Below are 14,896 nucleotides of genomic sequence, written 5' to 3' on the forward strand. Positions count from 1 at the left end.
TGAGCGGTTGGATCGGGCCGTTGCGCCGGTATCGGATGCGGTGCCCGGCCGATCGAGACGCAGGATCGAGGGACGTGCGGGCGCACTCCGTTCCACTAGAGGAAGACATGTCAGGACTCACCCATTTCGATGCCGCCGGCCATGCGCACATGGTCGACGTCGGCGGCAAGCAGGAAACGCAACGCATCGCGATCGCGCGCGGCACGATCCGGATGCTGCCGGCCACGTTCGCGCTGATCCGCGACGGCAAGGCCAAGAAAGGCGACGTGCTCGGCGTCGCGCGCATCGCGGCGATCCAGGGCGCCAAGCGCACGGCCGACCTCATCCCGCTGTGCCACCCGCTCGCGCTGACGCGCGTCGCCGTCGACTTCGAACTCGACGACGTGCTGCCGGGCGTCCACTGCGTCGCGCAGGTCGAGACGTTCGGCCGGACCGGCGTCGAGATGGAAGCGCTGACGGCCGTGCAGGTCGGGCTGCTGACCGTCTACGACATGTGCAAGGCCGTCGATCGCGGGATGGTGATCACCGACGTGAGCGTGCGCGAGAAGCGCGGCGGGAAGTCGGGGGACTGGAAGGCGGGAGATACGGCGGAGTGAACGCCCGGGCGCCGCCGGCCCGTTATTTCGAGATAAAACCGTTTATCTCATACAATTACCGGATTCCGCACGAGAGAGCGTGCGAACCAGCACAACAAAAGCGAGCACTGGTGATGAATTCGCAAGCGTTAAGAAGCGCCTTGCTGGCCGGACCGGTCCAGCACGAGCGCCTGGTCAAACTGGATACCCCGCTCGGCCCCGACGTCCTGCTGCCGCATCGCGTCACGGGGCGATCGCGGCTCGGACGCCATTTCGAGTTCACCGTCGATACCGTGTCGGTATCCGACAACCTCGAACTCAAGAAACTGATCGCGCAGCCGGTGACGCTGTGGATCCAGCAGACCGACCAGTCGTACGCGCCCCACCACGGCTACGTGCATGCGGCCCGCCGGCTCGGCTCGGACAGCGGCGTCACGCACTATCAGATCGCCTTTGCGTCGTTCCTGCACTTCCTGAAGTTCCGCCGCGATCAGCGCATCTGGCAGGACCGTTCGGCGGACGACATCATCGCCGACGTGCTGAACCAGCATCCGCAGGCCAAGGGCCGCTTCACGTTCAAGCTCTACCAGCCGCTGCCGTCGCGCTCGTTCTGCATGCAATACGAGGACGACTGGAATTTCGTGCATCGCCTGATGGAATCGGAAGGCCTGTACGGTTTCTGGGAACAGGACAAGGACGGCAAGTCGCACCGGCTCGTCATCGTCGATCGCATCGACGCGTTGCCCGCGCTGTCGCCGCGAACCGTTCGCTTTCATCACGCGGGCACGGGCGACGAAGCCGACACGCTCGTCCAGTTCACCGGTACGCGCACGCTGCGAAGCGTCGCGCGCACCACGCGCACGTTCGACTACAAGCAGCCGCCCACCGCGTCGAATCCGAAAGCCACCCATACGCCGACGATCGCCAACCAGGGTGATCTGCCGCCGCAGCTCGAAATCTACGAATACACGGGTGCCTACACGTATCCCGAGCAGTCGCGCGGCGACCATCTGTCGAAGATCTGGATGGAAGAGCAGGAATCGCACGCCAAGCGCTTCCACGGTGTCGGCGGTGTGCGGCGCATGGACGCGGGACGTACGTTCGAGTTCACCGAACACCCCGAACACGACAAGGACGACGCCGGCCAGCGCGAATTCGCCGTGATCGAGACGGCGTGGGTCATCGTCAACAACCTGCCTGTCGCGGACGGAGACGCCCATGCCGCGTTCCCGCACAGCTTGCGGGCCGAAGTCGACGACATCGTGCAGGCACGCGGCGGCGATGCATCGCGCGTTCCCCACGCCGACGGCAGCGAGGGCTTTTTCCAGGTCAGCGTCGAAGTACAGCGCACGACCGTCCCGTTCCGCAGCCCACTCGAGCATGCGAAACCGCCGATGCACCTGCAATCGGCGATCGTCGTCGCGCCGCAAGGCGAGGAAGTCCACACCGACGAGCTCAACCGGGTCAAGGTCCGCTTCCACTGGGACCGCCTCAACGACGGCGACGAGCGAGCATCGTGCTGGCTGCGCGCCGCGACGTCGGACTCGGGCAGCGGTTATGGCGCCGTCCACCCGCACCGCGCCGGCGAGGAGGTGCTGGTCGATTTCCTCGGCGGCGACTGCGATCGCCCGATCGTCGTCGGCAAGCTGTACAACGGCGCGACGAGCCCGCAGTGGCACAGCAACGGCATCCTGTCCGGATACCGGTCGAAGGAATACGCGGGTGCCGGCTACAACCAGCTGGTGCTCGACGACGCGACCTCGCAGAACCGCGTGCACCTGTACAGCAGCCAGACCAACGCGCATCTGCATCTCGGCTACCTGATCGACCACACGGGCAACAACCGCGGCAGTTATCTCGGCAGCGGCTTCGACCTGCGCTCGGACGCATTTGGCGCGGTTCGCGCGAACCGCGGCCTGTACGTCACGACGTATCCAAAACCGCCGGCGAGCCAGCCGCTCGACGTCCAGGAGACGCAGCAGCAGCTCGTTAGGGCGGAAGGCCTGATGGAGGCCATGTCGGAGGTCAGCGCGCAGCATCAGGGCGAGTCGCTCGACCCCGGCCACTCGGCGCTCAAGCAGTTCACCGATGCGACGCAGGACAGCGTGAGCGGCGCCGCGTCGGGCGGCCGGACCGCCGGCGGCGGGACCGGCAGCGCCAATGCGTTCAAGGAGCCCGTGATGCTGTTCGGCAGCCCGGCCGGCATCGGGATGTCCACGCAGCAGTCCGCGCAACTTGCCGCGGACCAGCACATCAACCTCGTCAGCGGGCAAAGCACGCACGTCGCCGCCGGGAAATCGCTGATCGCGAGTGTCCTCGACCGGATCAGCCTGTTCGCGCAGAACGCGGGGATCAAGCTATTCGCCGGCAAGGGCAAGGTCGAAGTGCAGGCGCAGGCGGACAACATCGAGCTGACCGCGCAGAAGGCGCTGAAGCTGATCGCCGTCACGCAATCGATCGAAGGCGCCGCGGCAAAGGAGATCCTGCTGACGTCCGGCGGCGCCTACATCCGCATCGCGGACGGCAACATCGAGGTGCACGCGCCCGGCAAGATCGACATCAAGGGCGCGCAGCATGCGTTCAGCGGCCCCACGCACCTGTCGCAAACGATGCCAACGCTGCCGAACTCGTCCGGCAACTACGACCAGGCGTTCATCGCGCACTGGGCCGGCACCGACATTCCGGTCGCGAACACGCGGTACCAGATGTTCTCGAATGGCAAGCTGCTCTCGGAAGGCGTCACCAACGCGGCAGGCGAAACCGGGCTCACGCAGAGCCACGTGCCGCATGACGTCGTCGTCAAGTTTCTAGGGAAATCGAATGGCTGACGGACAACAGGACAAGGTGCTCGGCACCGGCGCGGGGATGCTGACCCCGACGGGATACCAGGATCGGCCGAAGGTGCAGATCAACATCTGCGACAAGCACGTGACGCCGGCGGCCGATTCCATTATCGGAACCTGTCCGTACTACTACCGGCCGCTGCATGGCGAGTACTGGGAAACGGTCGAAAAAGTCAGCAAGTCGAGTATCTGGGCGACCGTCAAGAAATTCGCCACGTCATGGGATCCGTGGAAAGACACGAAAGTTGCCCGTGAGTTGCTGCATCGGCGGGAGAAGCTGATAGAAGTCGCAAGCACCGATTCCGACTGGTCACGCCACGGCAATTTCATGATGCGTCATATCGGGTGCGGACATAAGCCGCCGGGCTACTACGTCAGCTACGGTTACTACTACTGCTCGAATTACGGTAAATACCTGCTTCCGGAGTTGAGCGACAAAGGCAAGGCATGGCTGGCCAGCGCACGCTGGTTCCTGCAGCACTATCTGGAACAGGGTTTGCAGCAGAACATGCGCGGCGACACCATTTCCATCAGGGGCAAGAAGCCGAACAGCGGCGCCTGCGTGATGAACGTGCCGCAGTACACGCTCGAACTGGACGACGAAACGTTCAAGACATACGCGTTCAAGACCCATCCTCTCGCCTATCTCGACGGTGGTCTGGCCGGGCTCGGGCCTATCGACATGACGAATATCCTGATGCAACCCAACACTCAGGAATGGGGCGATGGTAGAACGTACCTCCAGGCATACGACAGCGCCAAAGGTGTCAGCAAGCAATATTTCGACAATACCGTGGAATTCGCAAAAGACGCAGGTGACGCTGTCAACAAAAATGTCGTCGATCCTGTTGCACGGGCACTCGACAAACTGATGTCGAAATGAAATGACGAGAAAATTCCTGAAGCTGTCGCTCGGTGCGGCAGTCGTGCTCATTGTCTTGATTGTCGGGTACTCATATATGTCGAATGACTGGCAGGTCGTTTCCAACAATTTCATGAAGAACAGCACGCCGTACGGCGGAGGCGACTTCGTGATATCTGGAAACGAAGCGATCACGCTGAAGATCAGCGATCCGGAGATTACCTTCAAGCCGTACGCGGAATGGAAGGACAAGGAAAAGGCGGAACCGGCCGAAGCCTGGATGAACGACAGCCGCGAAACGCTGAATCGGACGTCGGTCGAATTCTGGCGCGGCCCGGTGAACAGCGACATGACGCGCCATTTCAAGCAGGTCGGCCAGAACGCCGCCTGGTGGCACGCGAAGGATTGGACGGTCGAATTCATCAGCACCGGCTGGATGGACTACAAGTCGCCTCAGCCTGCCGACGGCCTGACGCCGCAAGTGACCAAGCTCTGGAAGTCATCCAATGGCGGACGCGACTGGGTGCAGCTCGCGTGGCCAGAAGACCGGAACATCGGTCGCCTGCTGTTTCTCGATCCGCAGCGCGGCTATGCGATCGGCTGGGGCCCGCATGTGTGGCGCACGTCCGACGGCGGGCAATCGTGGCGGGAAATCGAATTGCCGCCGGGCGCCGCGCAGGCAAGCAAACCTCGCCGCACATTTGACGGCATCGACCTCAGCCCGGACGGCACCTTGCGCGTGGCGTACCACGTCGAGAAATCCGAGCAAGCTGCCGCCGGAAGCGTCGTCTATCGGCTCGGCTGGGAGCAATCCGCGTTCGCGCTGGATGCCGTTTTGCCTGAACAGGTGATCGTCAACCTGTCCTCGTCACCGACCGCGTCGAATCACTATGCGCTTTACGCGCTGTCGCGCCTCGGTGAACCGCGCAATTCCGGCAATCCCGCCGACAAAGGGCAACGCGTCGGTGCCATTTCCACCTGGACGAACAGTGCACCCGAGCAGGTTCAGCAGTTGCATACGTTTGACGACAAGCTGACGCTCGATAGCCTGAGCGTCGGCCGGGACGGATTGCTGCTCGTCTACGCAACCGACTCCAGCCGCAACGGCACACCGCTCGATCTCACGTTCGTCAGCAGCGACGCGGGAAAGACCTGGAGCTCGAGCACGGAGAAACCGACTCAGGGCGGATATTTCAATGCCCAAACGAACACGCTGTATTCGCTGGTCGCCTATACGCTCAAGAAGCGGCAGTTCTGACCGTTCCGATGCGATTACCGCGGGGCCCCCGTCGCGATTCGGGCGTCACAACCGGTGCAGCCGCCGACGCACGACGCGCACTGCCCGCGCCTCACTGGCCGCGTGACGGCTCGAACACGAACGGTTGGGTCAGCAGGAACGGATTCGCGGTCGCGCCCGTCTGCACGCAGCTTGCGTGCGTCATCGCGTCGACGGCCGCGCGATCGGCCGCCGCGTTGCGGCTGCTCGTCGTCACGGTCACGTTCTGCGCTTCGCCGGACGTCGTCATCATCGCGCGCACGAGCACGGTCGCCTGGCGCGTGAGCGGCTTCGCGGTATCCGGATATACGGCGCGCGGAATGTGACAGGTCAGCTTGCTTTCCTGCGACGACGACAGCATCGCGCAGCCGGAAAACAGCATCGCGACGGCGGGAAGGATCAGGTAGGTCGAGCGAATAGCCATGGTCGAATATCGTTCTTGGTACTGTTCCGGACGAACGCGTCGCGCCCAGGAAAAGTGCCCAGGGCCACGTCACGTGCGTCACACTGCGCCGCGGCCATCGGACCGGCGCCCCGTTACGGCCGCACGGCCGATGATGCTCGGCCGCGATCCTGCCTGGCAGACTACCCGGATGGCCGGGACGCTGCCTGTATTCATGCCGGCCGGCCCCCGCGCCGGCGGGCACGCGAGCGCTTTCGCGCATTGTGCACGCGGCGCCTCGTCAGCGGCGGCGATTTGACAATGGTTGACGCGAATCGCCGTTCATTCGACTGGAATCCACGCGATCCGCGATGTAATCGATACGCCGCTCGCGTCCCATGGCTCGCGCCGGGCTGCCCTGCCCGACGCCAGCCTCCGCCGCAGCGCGACACAATCAACGCCGGAATTCCCCGTTCCGGCGAGTGCTTCGCCCATCAATCCGAATCGTCGTCGTCCGAATCGTCGGCCGCATCGGCCGGTACTTCCCCGTACTTTGCCACGACGGCCGCCCTGAACGTCTTCAGCGCCGGCTGCTGGTCGCACAGCTTGTGCAGCAGCGCCAGTTGCTGCGGCCAGTCCTTCAGCTCCTTCGCAAACACATGCAGGCGCGCGACCGTATCGAGCGCGTCGGCTTCGCGGCCCGCCAGCGCCTGCAGCACCGCATAGCGGCGCAGCACCGTCTCGCCGGGCAGCAGCGCGATCGCGCGCTCGTGCGCCGCGAGCTTGGCCGGCAAATCATCCGTCGAAATCGGCAGCAGCGTGGCCGCACCGTATTCGCCCCATGCGCCGAACAGCAGCGACGGCGCATCGCGGTACTGCGCAGCCGGATCGCTGCCGTAGTAAAGCACCTCCGCGCGCTGGTAGTCGCGCAGCACGGGCACTGCCGCCAGCACGCCGCCGAACGACAGCACCGCGAACAGCCCGAATGCCGCGCGACCCGGCAGGATACGCAACGGCTTCACGTCGAGCAGCCCGATCACGAACATCGCCGGCAGCAGGAAGAACATGTACTGCTGCGGATACTCGACCAGCGCATGCATCAGCACGATGCCGATCAGCGCGAAGCCGAACACGCGCATGCTCGACTGCGGCGCGCGCACCGCGCGCACGAACCACGCCACGAGCGTGACAACGAGTATGCCGAGGCCGACGAGGCCGGACTTCGCGAGCAGGTCGATGAAGATGTCGTGCGAGTTGTTCGCAATTTCAACGCCGCCGAGCGTGCGCACGAGCGCAAACTGGTGCGACGGGAATTCGCCCCAGCCGACGCCGAGCAGCGGATGTTCCCGGAACATCGCGAGCCCGTACTTCCACAGCGCGAGGCGCGGCGCGATCTGCCCCGCGTCGCGCATCCGGTCGGCCGCCGATTCCGCGAGATTCAGGTGATAGTGCACGTTGGCCCAGCGCACCGCGACGTTCACCGCGACGAACGCAGCCGCGAGCACGACCGGTATCAGCCACGCGCGCGCATTGCCCGGCGCGCGGCGCGATTCGAGCCACGCCATCCAGAAGCCCGCGACGACCATCACCGCGACCTGCAGCCACGGCCCGCGCGACACCGTCAGCGCGAGACCGACCGACAGCACGAGCGACAGCGCGAGCCACGCCCACACCGCGAGCCGGCGCGTCTGCACGAGATACAGCGCACCCGCGAGCGCGAACGCGATGTAGCTCGCCAGGTGGTTCGCCTGTGCCATGTTGCCGTACGGGCGGCGGTCGACCGCGATGTTGTACATCACGACGAACGGCGAAACGGCCGACTCGAGGTGGAACAACTGCACGATCTGGGTGCCGACCGCGAACACGCCGCCGACGATCAACGCGCCGGCCATCATCCGCGACACGGCTTCGGCCAGCCCGTCGCGCGCAAGCGCGTAGCCAGCCTGCATCGCGACCAGCGCGGCCGCGAGGTAGCCGACCGCCAGCCAGTTCATCGACGGCACCTTGAGCGGCATCAGCACGGTCTGCGCGATCAGCACGGCGGCAAACCCGAGCGGCACGACCAATGCGGCCGGCGCGGCAAACGGCTCGGCCGGGCGTTCGGTGCGCGTGAGCAGCACGACGGACAGCCCCACCAGCAGATACAGCACCAGCGCGGAAAACTCGGAATAGAAGGTCGGGATCGGATACGTGTGATTCGTGATCGCGTACGGCACGATCAGGGCGACAGCCAGCGCAACGAGCGACAACGAACGGGAAAAAGTAGAAGGCATGAGCGAACCGGATGTCAGCAACCGGCGCACTATACAAAACTTTCCCTCCTCTGTGCGGGGCCGTCGCGCCGCGACCGGGCGCGAAACAACGGCCCCGGCCGGCCGAAGCGGCGGCCCGCACGGCGTACGCGCCGCCGCCCGCCTCTTCCGGCACTATGCACGGCACTCCGCGGGCGCAAATTTCGCGGGCAGCGTCGCGGCGTCGCCCGGCAACGGCCCGGCCCCCGGCGCCGGCAGCGACGACGCGTCCTTGCCGGCCGCGAAGCACTCCCACGCAATCGCGCCGGCCTGCATCGCGCCCTTTTTAAGTGCCACGCGCGCAGTGGGCGCCTCGGCCTTGTCGGGTGCGGACGGCACGAGCACCAGCCTGTTCGCGCCGGCCGCGGCGACGCGGGTGGTGAACGCGACCGTGATCTGGCCGGTATCGCCGTCGATCGCAACGGATTCGACGTTGCGGGTCGCGGCAGGCGGGCTGTAGCCGCCGTCGAGGCTCGCGCCGCTCGCCGCGTTGTCGGCGACCGCAAGCCGCGCGGACGACGCGAGCGCGAGCCCCTCGCCGACGCGCGAACGCGCAAGGTAATCCTGGTACGCGGGAATCGCATAGGCCGCGACGACGCCGACGATCGCCAGCACGATCATCAATTCGATCAGCGTGAAGCCGGCTGGCCGCCAGCGCGGCGCGGGCCGGTTCGCGCGCCGCAGATCGGCGGCAACGCGACGGAACAGGGAAACGGAAAAGGCTTCGAACATGGCAGGCTCCGGAAACGAAAAACGCCTGCCGATCAAGGCAGGCGTTTCGATCGTAGCCAGCGGGCCGCGAAGCCGACAGTCGGCCGGACGGCCAGTCAGGGCGCGTGCGGTGCGCCGTGGCGCTTCCTGAGCGCGTAGCCGATCGCCACGACGAACAGCGCGCCGGCAATGCTCGCACCGTAGAGCGCCTGCGGCGTATCGAGCACCGCCCAGCGGTCGCCGACCGGGTCGTTGACGATCAAACCGCCCGCGATCCAGCCGAGCAGCCCGGCGCCGAGCGCCACGACGATCGGGAAACGGTCGAGCAGCTTCAGCACCAGCGTGCTGCCCCACACGATGATCGGCACGCTGACGACGAGCCCGAAGATCACGAGCGCGATCCGGTGCGCCGGATCGGCCTGCTCGGCCGCGCCGGCGATCGCGATCACGTTGTCGAGGCTCATCACCGCATCGGCGATCACGATCGTCTTCACGGCATCCCACAGCCGGCTGGCCGGCTTGATGTCGTCGTGCGCGCCCTCGACCGGCGCCATCAGCTTGATGCCGATCCACAGCAGCAGCAGCCCGCCGCCGAGCTTCAGGAACGGCACGTCGAGCAGCGCGACCGCGAACACGATCAGCACGACGCGCAGCAGGATCGCGCCCGCGGTGCCCCAGATGACGCCTCGCAGCCGCTGGTTCGCGGGCAGGTTGCGGCAGGCGAGCGCGATCACGACCGCGTTGTCGCCGCCGAGCAGGATGTCGATGACGACGATCTGGAGAACGGCGCCCCAGTGCAGGGATGTCAGGAATTCGAGCATGGCGGTGAGGACAGGACAGCGGCCGCCTCGCGGGCGGCCCGGTTCATCGCCGGCACATGCGCGAGGCATGCCCGGTGCTTACGAATCCATTGCGCGAGCATAACAAAAAACGCCGGCAAAGCCGGCGTTTTCTGCAGGACGAACCCAGGGGAAATATTACAGCGCCTTCTTCAGCAGACGGCCCATTTCCGACGGGTTGCGCGTGACGGTGATGCCGCACGCTTCCATGATTTCCAGCTTCGCTTCGGCCGTATCCGCACCGCCCGAGATCAGCGCGCCGGCGTGGCCCATGCGCTTGCCCGGAGGCGCCGTGACGCCCGCGATGAAGCCGACGACCGGCTTCTTCATGTTGTCCTTGATCCACTCTGCCGCGTTGGCTTCGTCCGGACCACCGATTTCGCCGATCATCACGACCGCATCCGTATCCGGATCGTCGTTGAACATCTTCATCACGTCGATGTGCTTCAGACCGTTGATCGGGTCGCCGCCGATACCGACTGCCGACGACTGGCCGAGGCCGAGTGCCGTCAGCTGCGCAACGGCTTCATACGTCAGCGTGCCCGAACGCGACACGACGCCGATACGGCCCTTGCGGTGAATGTGGCCCGGCATGATGCCGATCTTCAGTTCGTCCGGCGTGATCGTACCCGGGCAGTTCGGCCCGAGCAGCAGCGTCTTGCGGCCTTCGCGACGCATGCGGTCCTTCACCTCGATCATGTCGCGCACGGGGATGCCTTCCGTGATGCAGATCGCGAGATCCAGATCGGCTTCGACCGCTTCCCAGATCGCAGCGGCTGCGCCTGCCGGCGGAACGTAGATGACCGACACGGTCGCGCCGGTTTCTGCCTTCGCTTCCTTGACGCTTGCGTAGATCGGAATGCCTTCGAAGTCTTCGCCGGCCTTCTTCGGGTTCACGCCCGCGACGAATGCTTCGCGGCCGTTTGCGTACTCACGGCAGGCGCGCGTATGGAACTGACCGGTTTTGCCGGTAATGCCCTGCGTGATGACCTTCGTGTCCTTGTTGATCAGAATCGACATGTATTTTGACCTCTGTTCGATTGGCGTCGCGTATGAACCGCGCCGCCATGCGTGTTCATTAGCGCGCGCTTTACTTGCCTGCGGCTGCCGCGACGACCTTCTGCGCAGCTTCTTCCATGCTGTCCGCCGAGATGATCGGCAGGCCCGAATCGGCCAGCATCTTCTTGCCGAGGTCCTCGTTCGTGCCCTTCATGCGCACGACGAGCGGCACGTTCAGGTTCACGGCCTTCGAACCGGCGATCACGCCTTCCGCGATCACGTCGCAGCGCATGATGCCGCCGAAGATGTTCACGAGGATCGCCTTCAGATCCGGGTTCTTCAGCATCAGCTTGAACGCTTCCGTGACCTTCTCGGTCGTCGCGCCACCGCCGACGTCCAGGAAGTTCGCCGGCTCGCCGCCGAACAGCTTGATCGTGTCCATCGTCGCCATCGCGAGGCCTGCGCCGTTCACGAGACAGCCGATGTTGCCGTCGAGCGAGATGTACGCGAGATCGAACTTCGACGCTTCGATTTCAGCCGGATCTTCTTCGTCCAGATCGCGGTACGCGACGATTTCCGGATGGCGGAACAGCGCGTTCGAGTCGAAGTTGAACTTCGCGTCGAGTGCGATGACCTTGCCGTCGCCGGAGACGTTCAGCGGGTTGATTTCAGCCAGCGATGCGTCGGTTTCCCAGAATGCCTTGTACAGGCCTTGCAGGATCGCGCGTGCTTGCGGAATCGAAGCAGCCGGCACGCCGATCTTCGCGGCGAGGTCGTCGGCCTGCGCGTCCAGCAGGCCCGTCGACGGCTCGACGATGACCTTGTGGATCAGCTCCGGGTGCTTTTCGGCGACTTCTTCGATGTCCATGCCGCCTTCGCTCGAACCCATCAGCACGATCTTCTGCGAGATGCGGTCGACGACGAGGCTGACATACAGTTCCTGCTTGATGTCGGCGCCTTCTTCGATCATCAGGCGGTTGACCTTCTGGCCTTCCGGACCGGTCTGGTGCGTGACGAGCTGCATGCCGAGGATCTGGTTCGCGTATTCGCGGACCTGCTCGATCGACTTCGCCACCTTCACGCCGCCGCCCTTGCCACGGCCACCCGCGTGGATCTGAGCCTTCACGACCCATACCGGGCCGCCGAGCTCTTCCGCCACCTTGACGGCTTCGTCAACCGAGAACGCCGGCTTGCCGCGCGGTACCGCGACTCCGAATTTCCGCAGGATTTCCTTACCCTGGTACTCGTGAATCTTCATGCGTGATTCCCTTCAGTCTGAGAGTTGGATGAAAAGTCGCTTAAGACGCTTCTTCGAATGATTTCCGTTCATTCCTTCGTGCTGCCATCACCGGGCATATCCGGCCGAATCGGGCCATACCAGCGCGGGTAGTACTGCCGCACGACCTCGCCGTCGAACCGCAGCGCGCGGCAACGGCCGAGCTGGAAAGGCGGTTCGGCGTGCGCGCCGTCGTGATCCGGCCCTTCGCCGCCCTCCTCGCGCACGTTCCACACGTCACCGGCGAACGCCTGGATCGCTGCCGTCGGCAGCACGGCGCACAGTTCGGTGAGATGGGAGCAGCCTGCGACGCCGGCGAGCAGCCGGTTCGCGTTGCGGCGGAAATTGCGGAAGAGATTGAGCCCGATGAGGGCCCGGTAGGCAGGAGGGGCGGATTGACAGTGACCGGGATAGGGCACCCATTCCGAAGACGCTTCGGCGTCGACGACATTGAGTTCACGATCGATAGTCACGCGCAGCCAGAGTTCGTGGATCGGCAGGCCTTGGGGCCGGATGCCCGACGCAAGCGCGACATCGCGCGGCTTGTGGTCGGTCAGGCAGGCTTCGATGTCCCACAAGCCGTCGCCGCGCTCGTAAGCTTCCGCTCGGATTGCGCGTCGATGTCGCAACTGACGGGGCACGGGCTCGGATAGCGGCATGCTGGAGGTTGAGGCCGAAGAGGAAAACCCACGGATTTTAGCATATTGGGTATTTGAGACAGTTTGACGCGACGGCGGGTATTCCCGCCTGTCCGGAGGCAGTTGCATTGCAGCAAAATCGCGCGCCACGCGCGCGACCGGCCGGTCAGTCGTCGATCGGAAAATCGTCGCCGACCTTCAGCAACTTCACGATGGTCGCGCTCGAGAAGCCGCGCGCGGCGAGAAAGCGCGCCTGCTTCGCACGCTCGGCCGGCGTTTGCGGCAGTGCACCGAATTTCTTGCGCCAGACGGCCTGCGCGCGGGCCCATTCGGTCTCGCGCAGCTGGGCGTTCACCTCCTCGACGAGCGTGTCGCCGACTGCATGACGCTTCAGCTCGCTGACGATGCGCGCGGCGCCGACACGCGACGCGCGGCGATGCACGAGGCTCTCGGCGAAGCGTGCGTCGGACAGCCAGCCTTCCTGCTCCAGCGCATCGAGCACCGGTTCGACGGATGCGTCTTCGCCGACGTAAGGCGCGAGCTTGCGCGCGAGCTCCGCGCGACTGTATTCACGCCTCGACAGATAGCCGAGCGCGCGGCCCTTCAATGACCGTGGCGGTTTCGACGACTTGCGTTCGGTAGCGCCCGGCGTGTCGCCGGATGAAGGACTGGAAGCAGCGCCGGATGCACGGCGCGTGCGGCGCGGATGCTGGCTGCTGCGTGTATAGACGTCTTCCGTTGCCGGCGCCGACGCATCGGCTGCGCGATCGCCGGGGAAGCTGACACCGGACACGCGACGGCGGGAGCGGTCGTGCGCGTCGAACGATTCGTCGTCGTCGAACGGATCGTCCGGCGCGACAATCTCAAACGAAACGAGGGCATCGTCGGATGCCCTCGTCGCGGTGCGGTTCGCGGCATGACTGCCTGCGCTCCGCCGGTCGGCGCCCGAGGATCCGGCTCGCCGGCCGGAGCGACCGGCCGCTTCGGGCGCATCGCTCTCCACCGGCTCGCCAGCCTGACCTCGGCGCGCCACCATCACTCTTCTTCGTCCAGCGCCTCGGCTTCGTTGGCTACGCCATCGGGCATGCTGACGACGCCGAGCGATTCGCGGATGCGGTTTTCGATCTCGCGCGCGATTTCCGGATTCTCGCGCAGGAATTCACGCGCGTTGTCCTTGCCCTGGCCGATCTTCTCGCCGTTGTAGCTGTACCAGGCGCCCGCCTTGTCGACGATCTTCGCCTGCACGCCGAGATCGATGATCTCGCCCTGGCGCGAAATGCCTTCGCCATACAGGATGTCGAAGATCGCTTCGCGGAACGGCGGCGACACCTTGTTCTTGACGACCTTCACGCGGGTTTCGTTGCCGATCACCTCGTCGTTCTTCTTGATCGAGCCGATCCGGCGGATGTCGAGACGCACCGACGAATAGAACTTCAGCGCGTTGCCGCCCGTCGTGGTTTCCGGGTTGCCGAACATCACGCCGATCTTCATCCGGATCTGGTTGATGAAGATCACGAGGCAGTTCGTGCGCTTGATCGTGCCGGTCAGCTTGCGCAGCGCCTGCGACATCAGGCGGGCCTGCAGACCCGGCAGCGAATCGCCCATCTCGCCTTCGATTTCGGCCTTCGGCACGAGCGCCGCGACCGAGTCGATGACGATCATGTCGATCGAGCCCGAGCGCACCAGCGCGTCGGTGATTTCGAGCGCCTGCTCGCCGGTGTCCGGCTGCGAGATCAGCAGCTCCGGCACGTTCACGCCGAGCTTCGCTGCATATTGAACGTCGAGCGCGTGCTCGGCGTCGATGAACGCTGCGGTGCCGCCCAGCTTCTGCAGTTCGGCGATGACCTGCAGCGTGAGCGTGGTTTTACCCGACGATTCCGGACCGTAGATCTCGACCACCCGGCCGCGCGGCAGGCCGCCGACGCCCAGTGCGATATCAAGACCCAGCGAGCCCGTGGAGACGACCTGGATATTCTCGGTCGCCTCGCCGTCGCCCATCCGCATGATCGACCCTTTGCCGAACTGCTTCTCGATCTGCGCGAGTGCGGCCGCCAGCGCCTTGCTCTTCTCGGCGGTCATCCCGGAGCCCTTCTTGCTATCTTCCATGAATCGTCCTTTGCTATGATGAGCAGCGTCTGTGAAAGGCGCGCCCGCTTTCAAGCGCCGCCGAATGCAGACACTGTATAAAAAAACAGTGTTTTATG

General features: G+C 65.0%; 13 protein-coding genes. 4 read left to right on the top strand and 9 right to left on the bottom strand.

All coding sequences use genetic code 11. The features are described from left to right. Positions 1-107: 107 nt before the first annotated feature. The 4 genes from moaC to U5798_RS22215 all read left to right on the top strand — a co-directional run bounded on the left by moaC (position 108) and on the right by U5798_RS22215 (position 5,538). Positions 108-596 (top strand): cyclic pyranopterin monophosphate synthase MoaC, encoded by a 489-nt coding sequence (moaC, locus tag U5798_RS22200; RefSeq protein ID WP_322083207.1) that lies wholly within the window; start codon positions 108-110, stop codon positions 594-596. Between the two features lie 113 nt (positions 597-709). Continuing rightward, a complete protein-coding gene (locus U5798_RS22205; RefSeq protein WP_322083208.1) occupies positions 710-3,403 on the top strand; it encodes a type VI secretion system tip protein VgrG in 2,694 nt (897 codons plus the stop codon). Further along, complete coding sequence (locus U5798_RS22210; protein WP_124453771.1) at positions 3,396-4,301, top strand: hypothetical protein; 906 nt, start codon at positions 3,396-3,398, stop codon at positions 4,299-4,301. The genes U5798_RS22205 and U5798_RS22210 overlap by 8 nt, the downstream gene beginning before the upstream one ends. 1 nt (position 4,302) lies before the next feature. Continuing rightward, the gene (locus U5798_RS22215) at positions 4,303-5,538 is read left to right on the top strand and encodes a glycosyl hydrolase (RefSeq protein WP_322083209.1); all 1,236 of its coding nucleotides are present in this window, start codon (positions 4,303-4,305) and stop codon (positions 5,536-5,538) included. Positions 5,539-5,629: 91 nt separating this feature from the next. On the opposite strand, the gene U5798_RS22220 is transcribed toward U5798_RS22215, so the two are convergent. From U5798_RS22220 to recA, 9 genes are all read right to left on the bottom strand, one after another. Further along, positions 5,630-5,980 (bottom strand): TonB family protein, encoded by a 351-nt coding sequence (locus U5798_RS22220; protein ID WP_322083210.1) that lies wholly within the window; start codon positions 5,978-5,980, stop codon positions 5,630-5,632. 452 nt (positions 5,981-6,432) lie between these two features. Beyond that, on the bottom strand, positions 6,433-8,211 hold the full coding sequence (locus U5798_RS22225) for a PglL family O-oligosaccharyltransferase (protein ID WP_322083211.1): 1,779 nt from the start codon (positions 8,209-8,211) through the stop codon (positions 6,433-6,435). A gap of 153 nt (positions 8,212-8,364) precedes the next feature. Continuing rightward, the gene (locus U5798_RS22230) at positions 8,365-8,961 is read right to left on the bottom strand and encodes a pilin (protein ID WP_322083212.1); all 597 of its coding nucleotides are present in this window, start codon (positions 8,959-8,961) and stop codon (positions 8,365-8,367) included. 95 nt (positions 8,962-9,056) lie between these two features. Further along, positions 9,057-9,761 carry a TerC family protein gene (locus tag U5798_RS22235; protein WP_124453763.1) on the bottom strand — a complete coding sequence of 235 codons (705 nt, stop codon included), beginning with the start codon at positions 9,759-9,761 and terminating at the stop codon, positions 9,057-9,059. A gap of 156 nt (positions 9,762-9,917) precedes the next feature. After that, positions 9,918-10,799, bottom strand: a complete 882-nt coding sequence (gene sucD / locus U5798_RS22240; protein WP_006477916.1) for a succinate--CoA ligase subunit alpha — start codon at positions 10,797-10,799, stop codon at positions 9,918-9,920. 70 nt (positions 10,800-10,869) lie between these two features. Then, positions 10,870-12,036 carry an ADP-forming succinate--CoA ligase subunit beta gene (gene sucC / locus U5798_RS22245; protein ID WP_006755512.1) on the bottom strand — a complete coding sequence of 389 codons (1,167 nt, stop codon included), beginning with the start codon at positions 12,034-12,036 and terminating at the stop codon, positions 10,870-10,872. 68 nt (positions 12,037-12,104) lie between these two features. After that, entirely contained in the window at positions 12,105-12,713 is a 609-nt protein-coding gene (locus U5798_RS22250) for a DUF2889 domain-containing protein (protein WP_124453761.1), read from the bottom strand. Positions 12,714-12,858: 145 nt separating this feature from the next. Then, entirely contained in the window at positions 12,859-13,728 is an 870-nt protein-coding gene (recX, locus tag U5798_RS22255; RefSeq protein WP_322083213.1) for a recombination regulator RecX, read from the bottom strand. After that, entirely contained in the window at positions 13,728-14,798 is a 1,071-nt protein-coding gene (gene recA / locus U5798_RS22260) for a recombinase RecA (RefSeq protein ID WP_124453757.1), read from the bottom strand. Before recA ends, recX begins: the two co-directional genes overlap by 1 nt. Positions 14,799-14,896: the final 98 nt, after the last annotated feature.

It is taken from the genome of Burkholderia sp. BCC1972 (assembly GCF_905339605.1).
Lineage (GTDB): Bacteria > Pseudomonadota > Gammaproteobacteria > Burkholderiales > Burkholderiaceae > Burkholderia.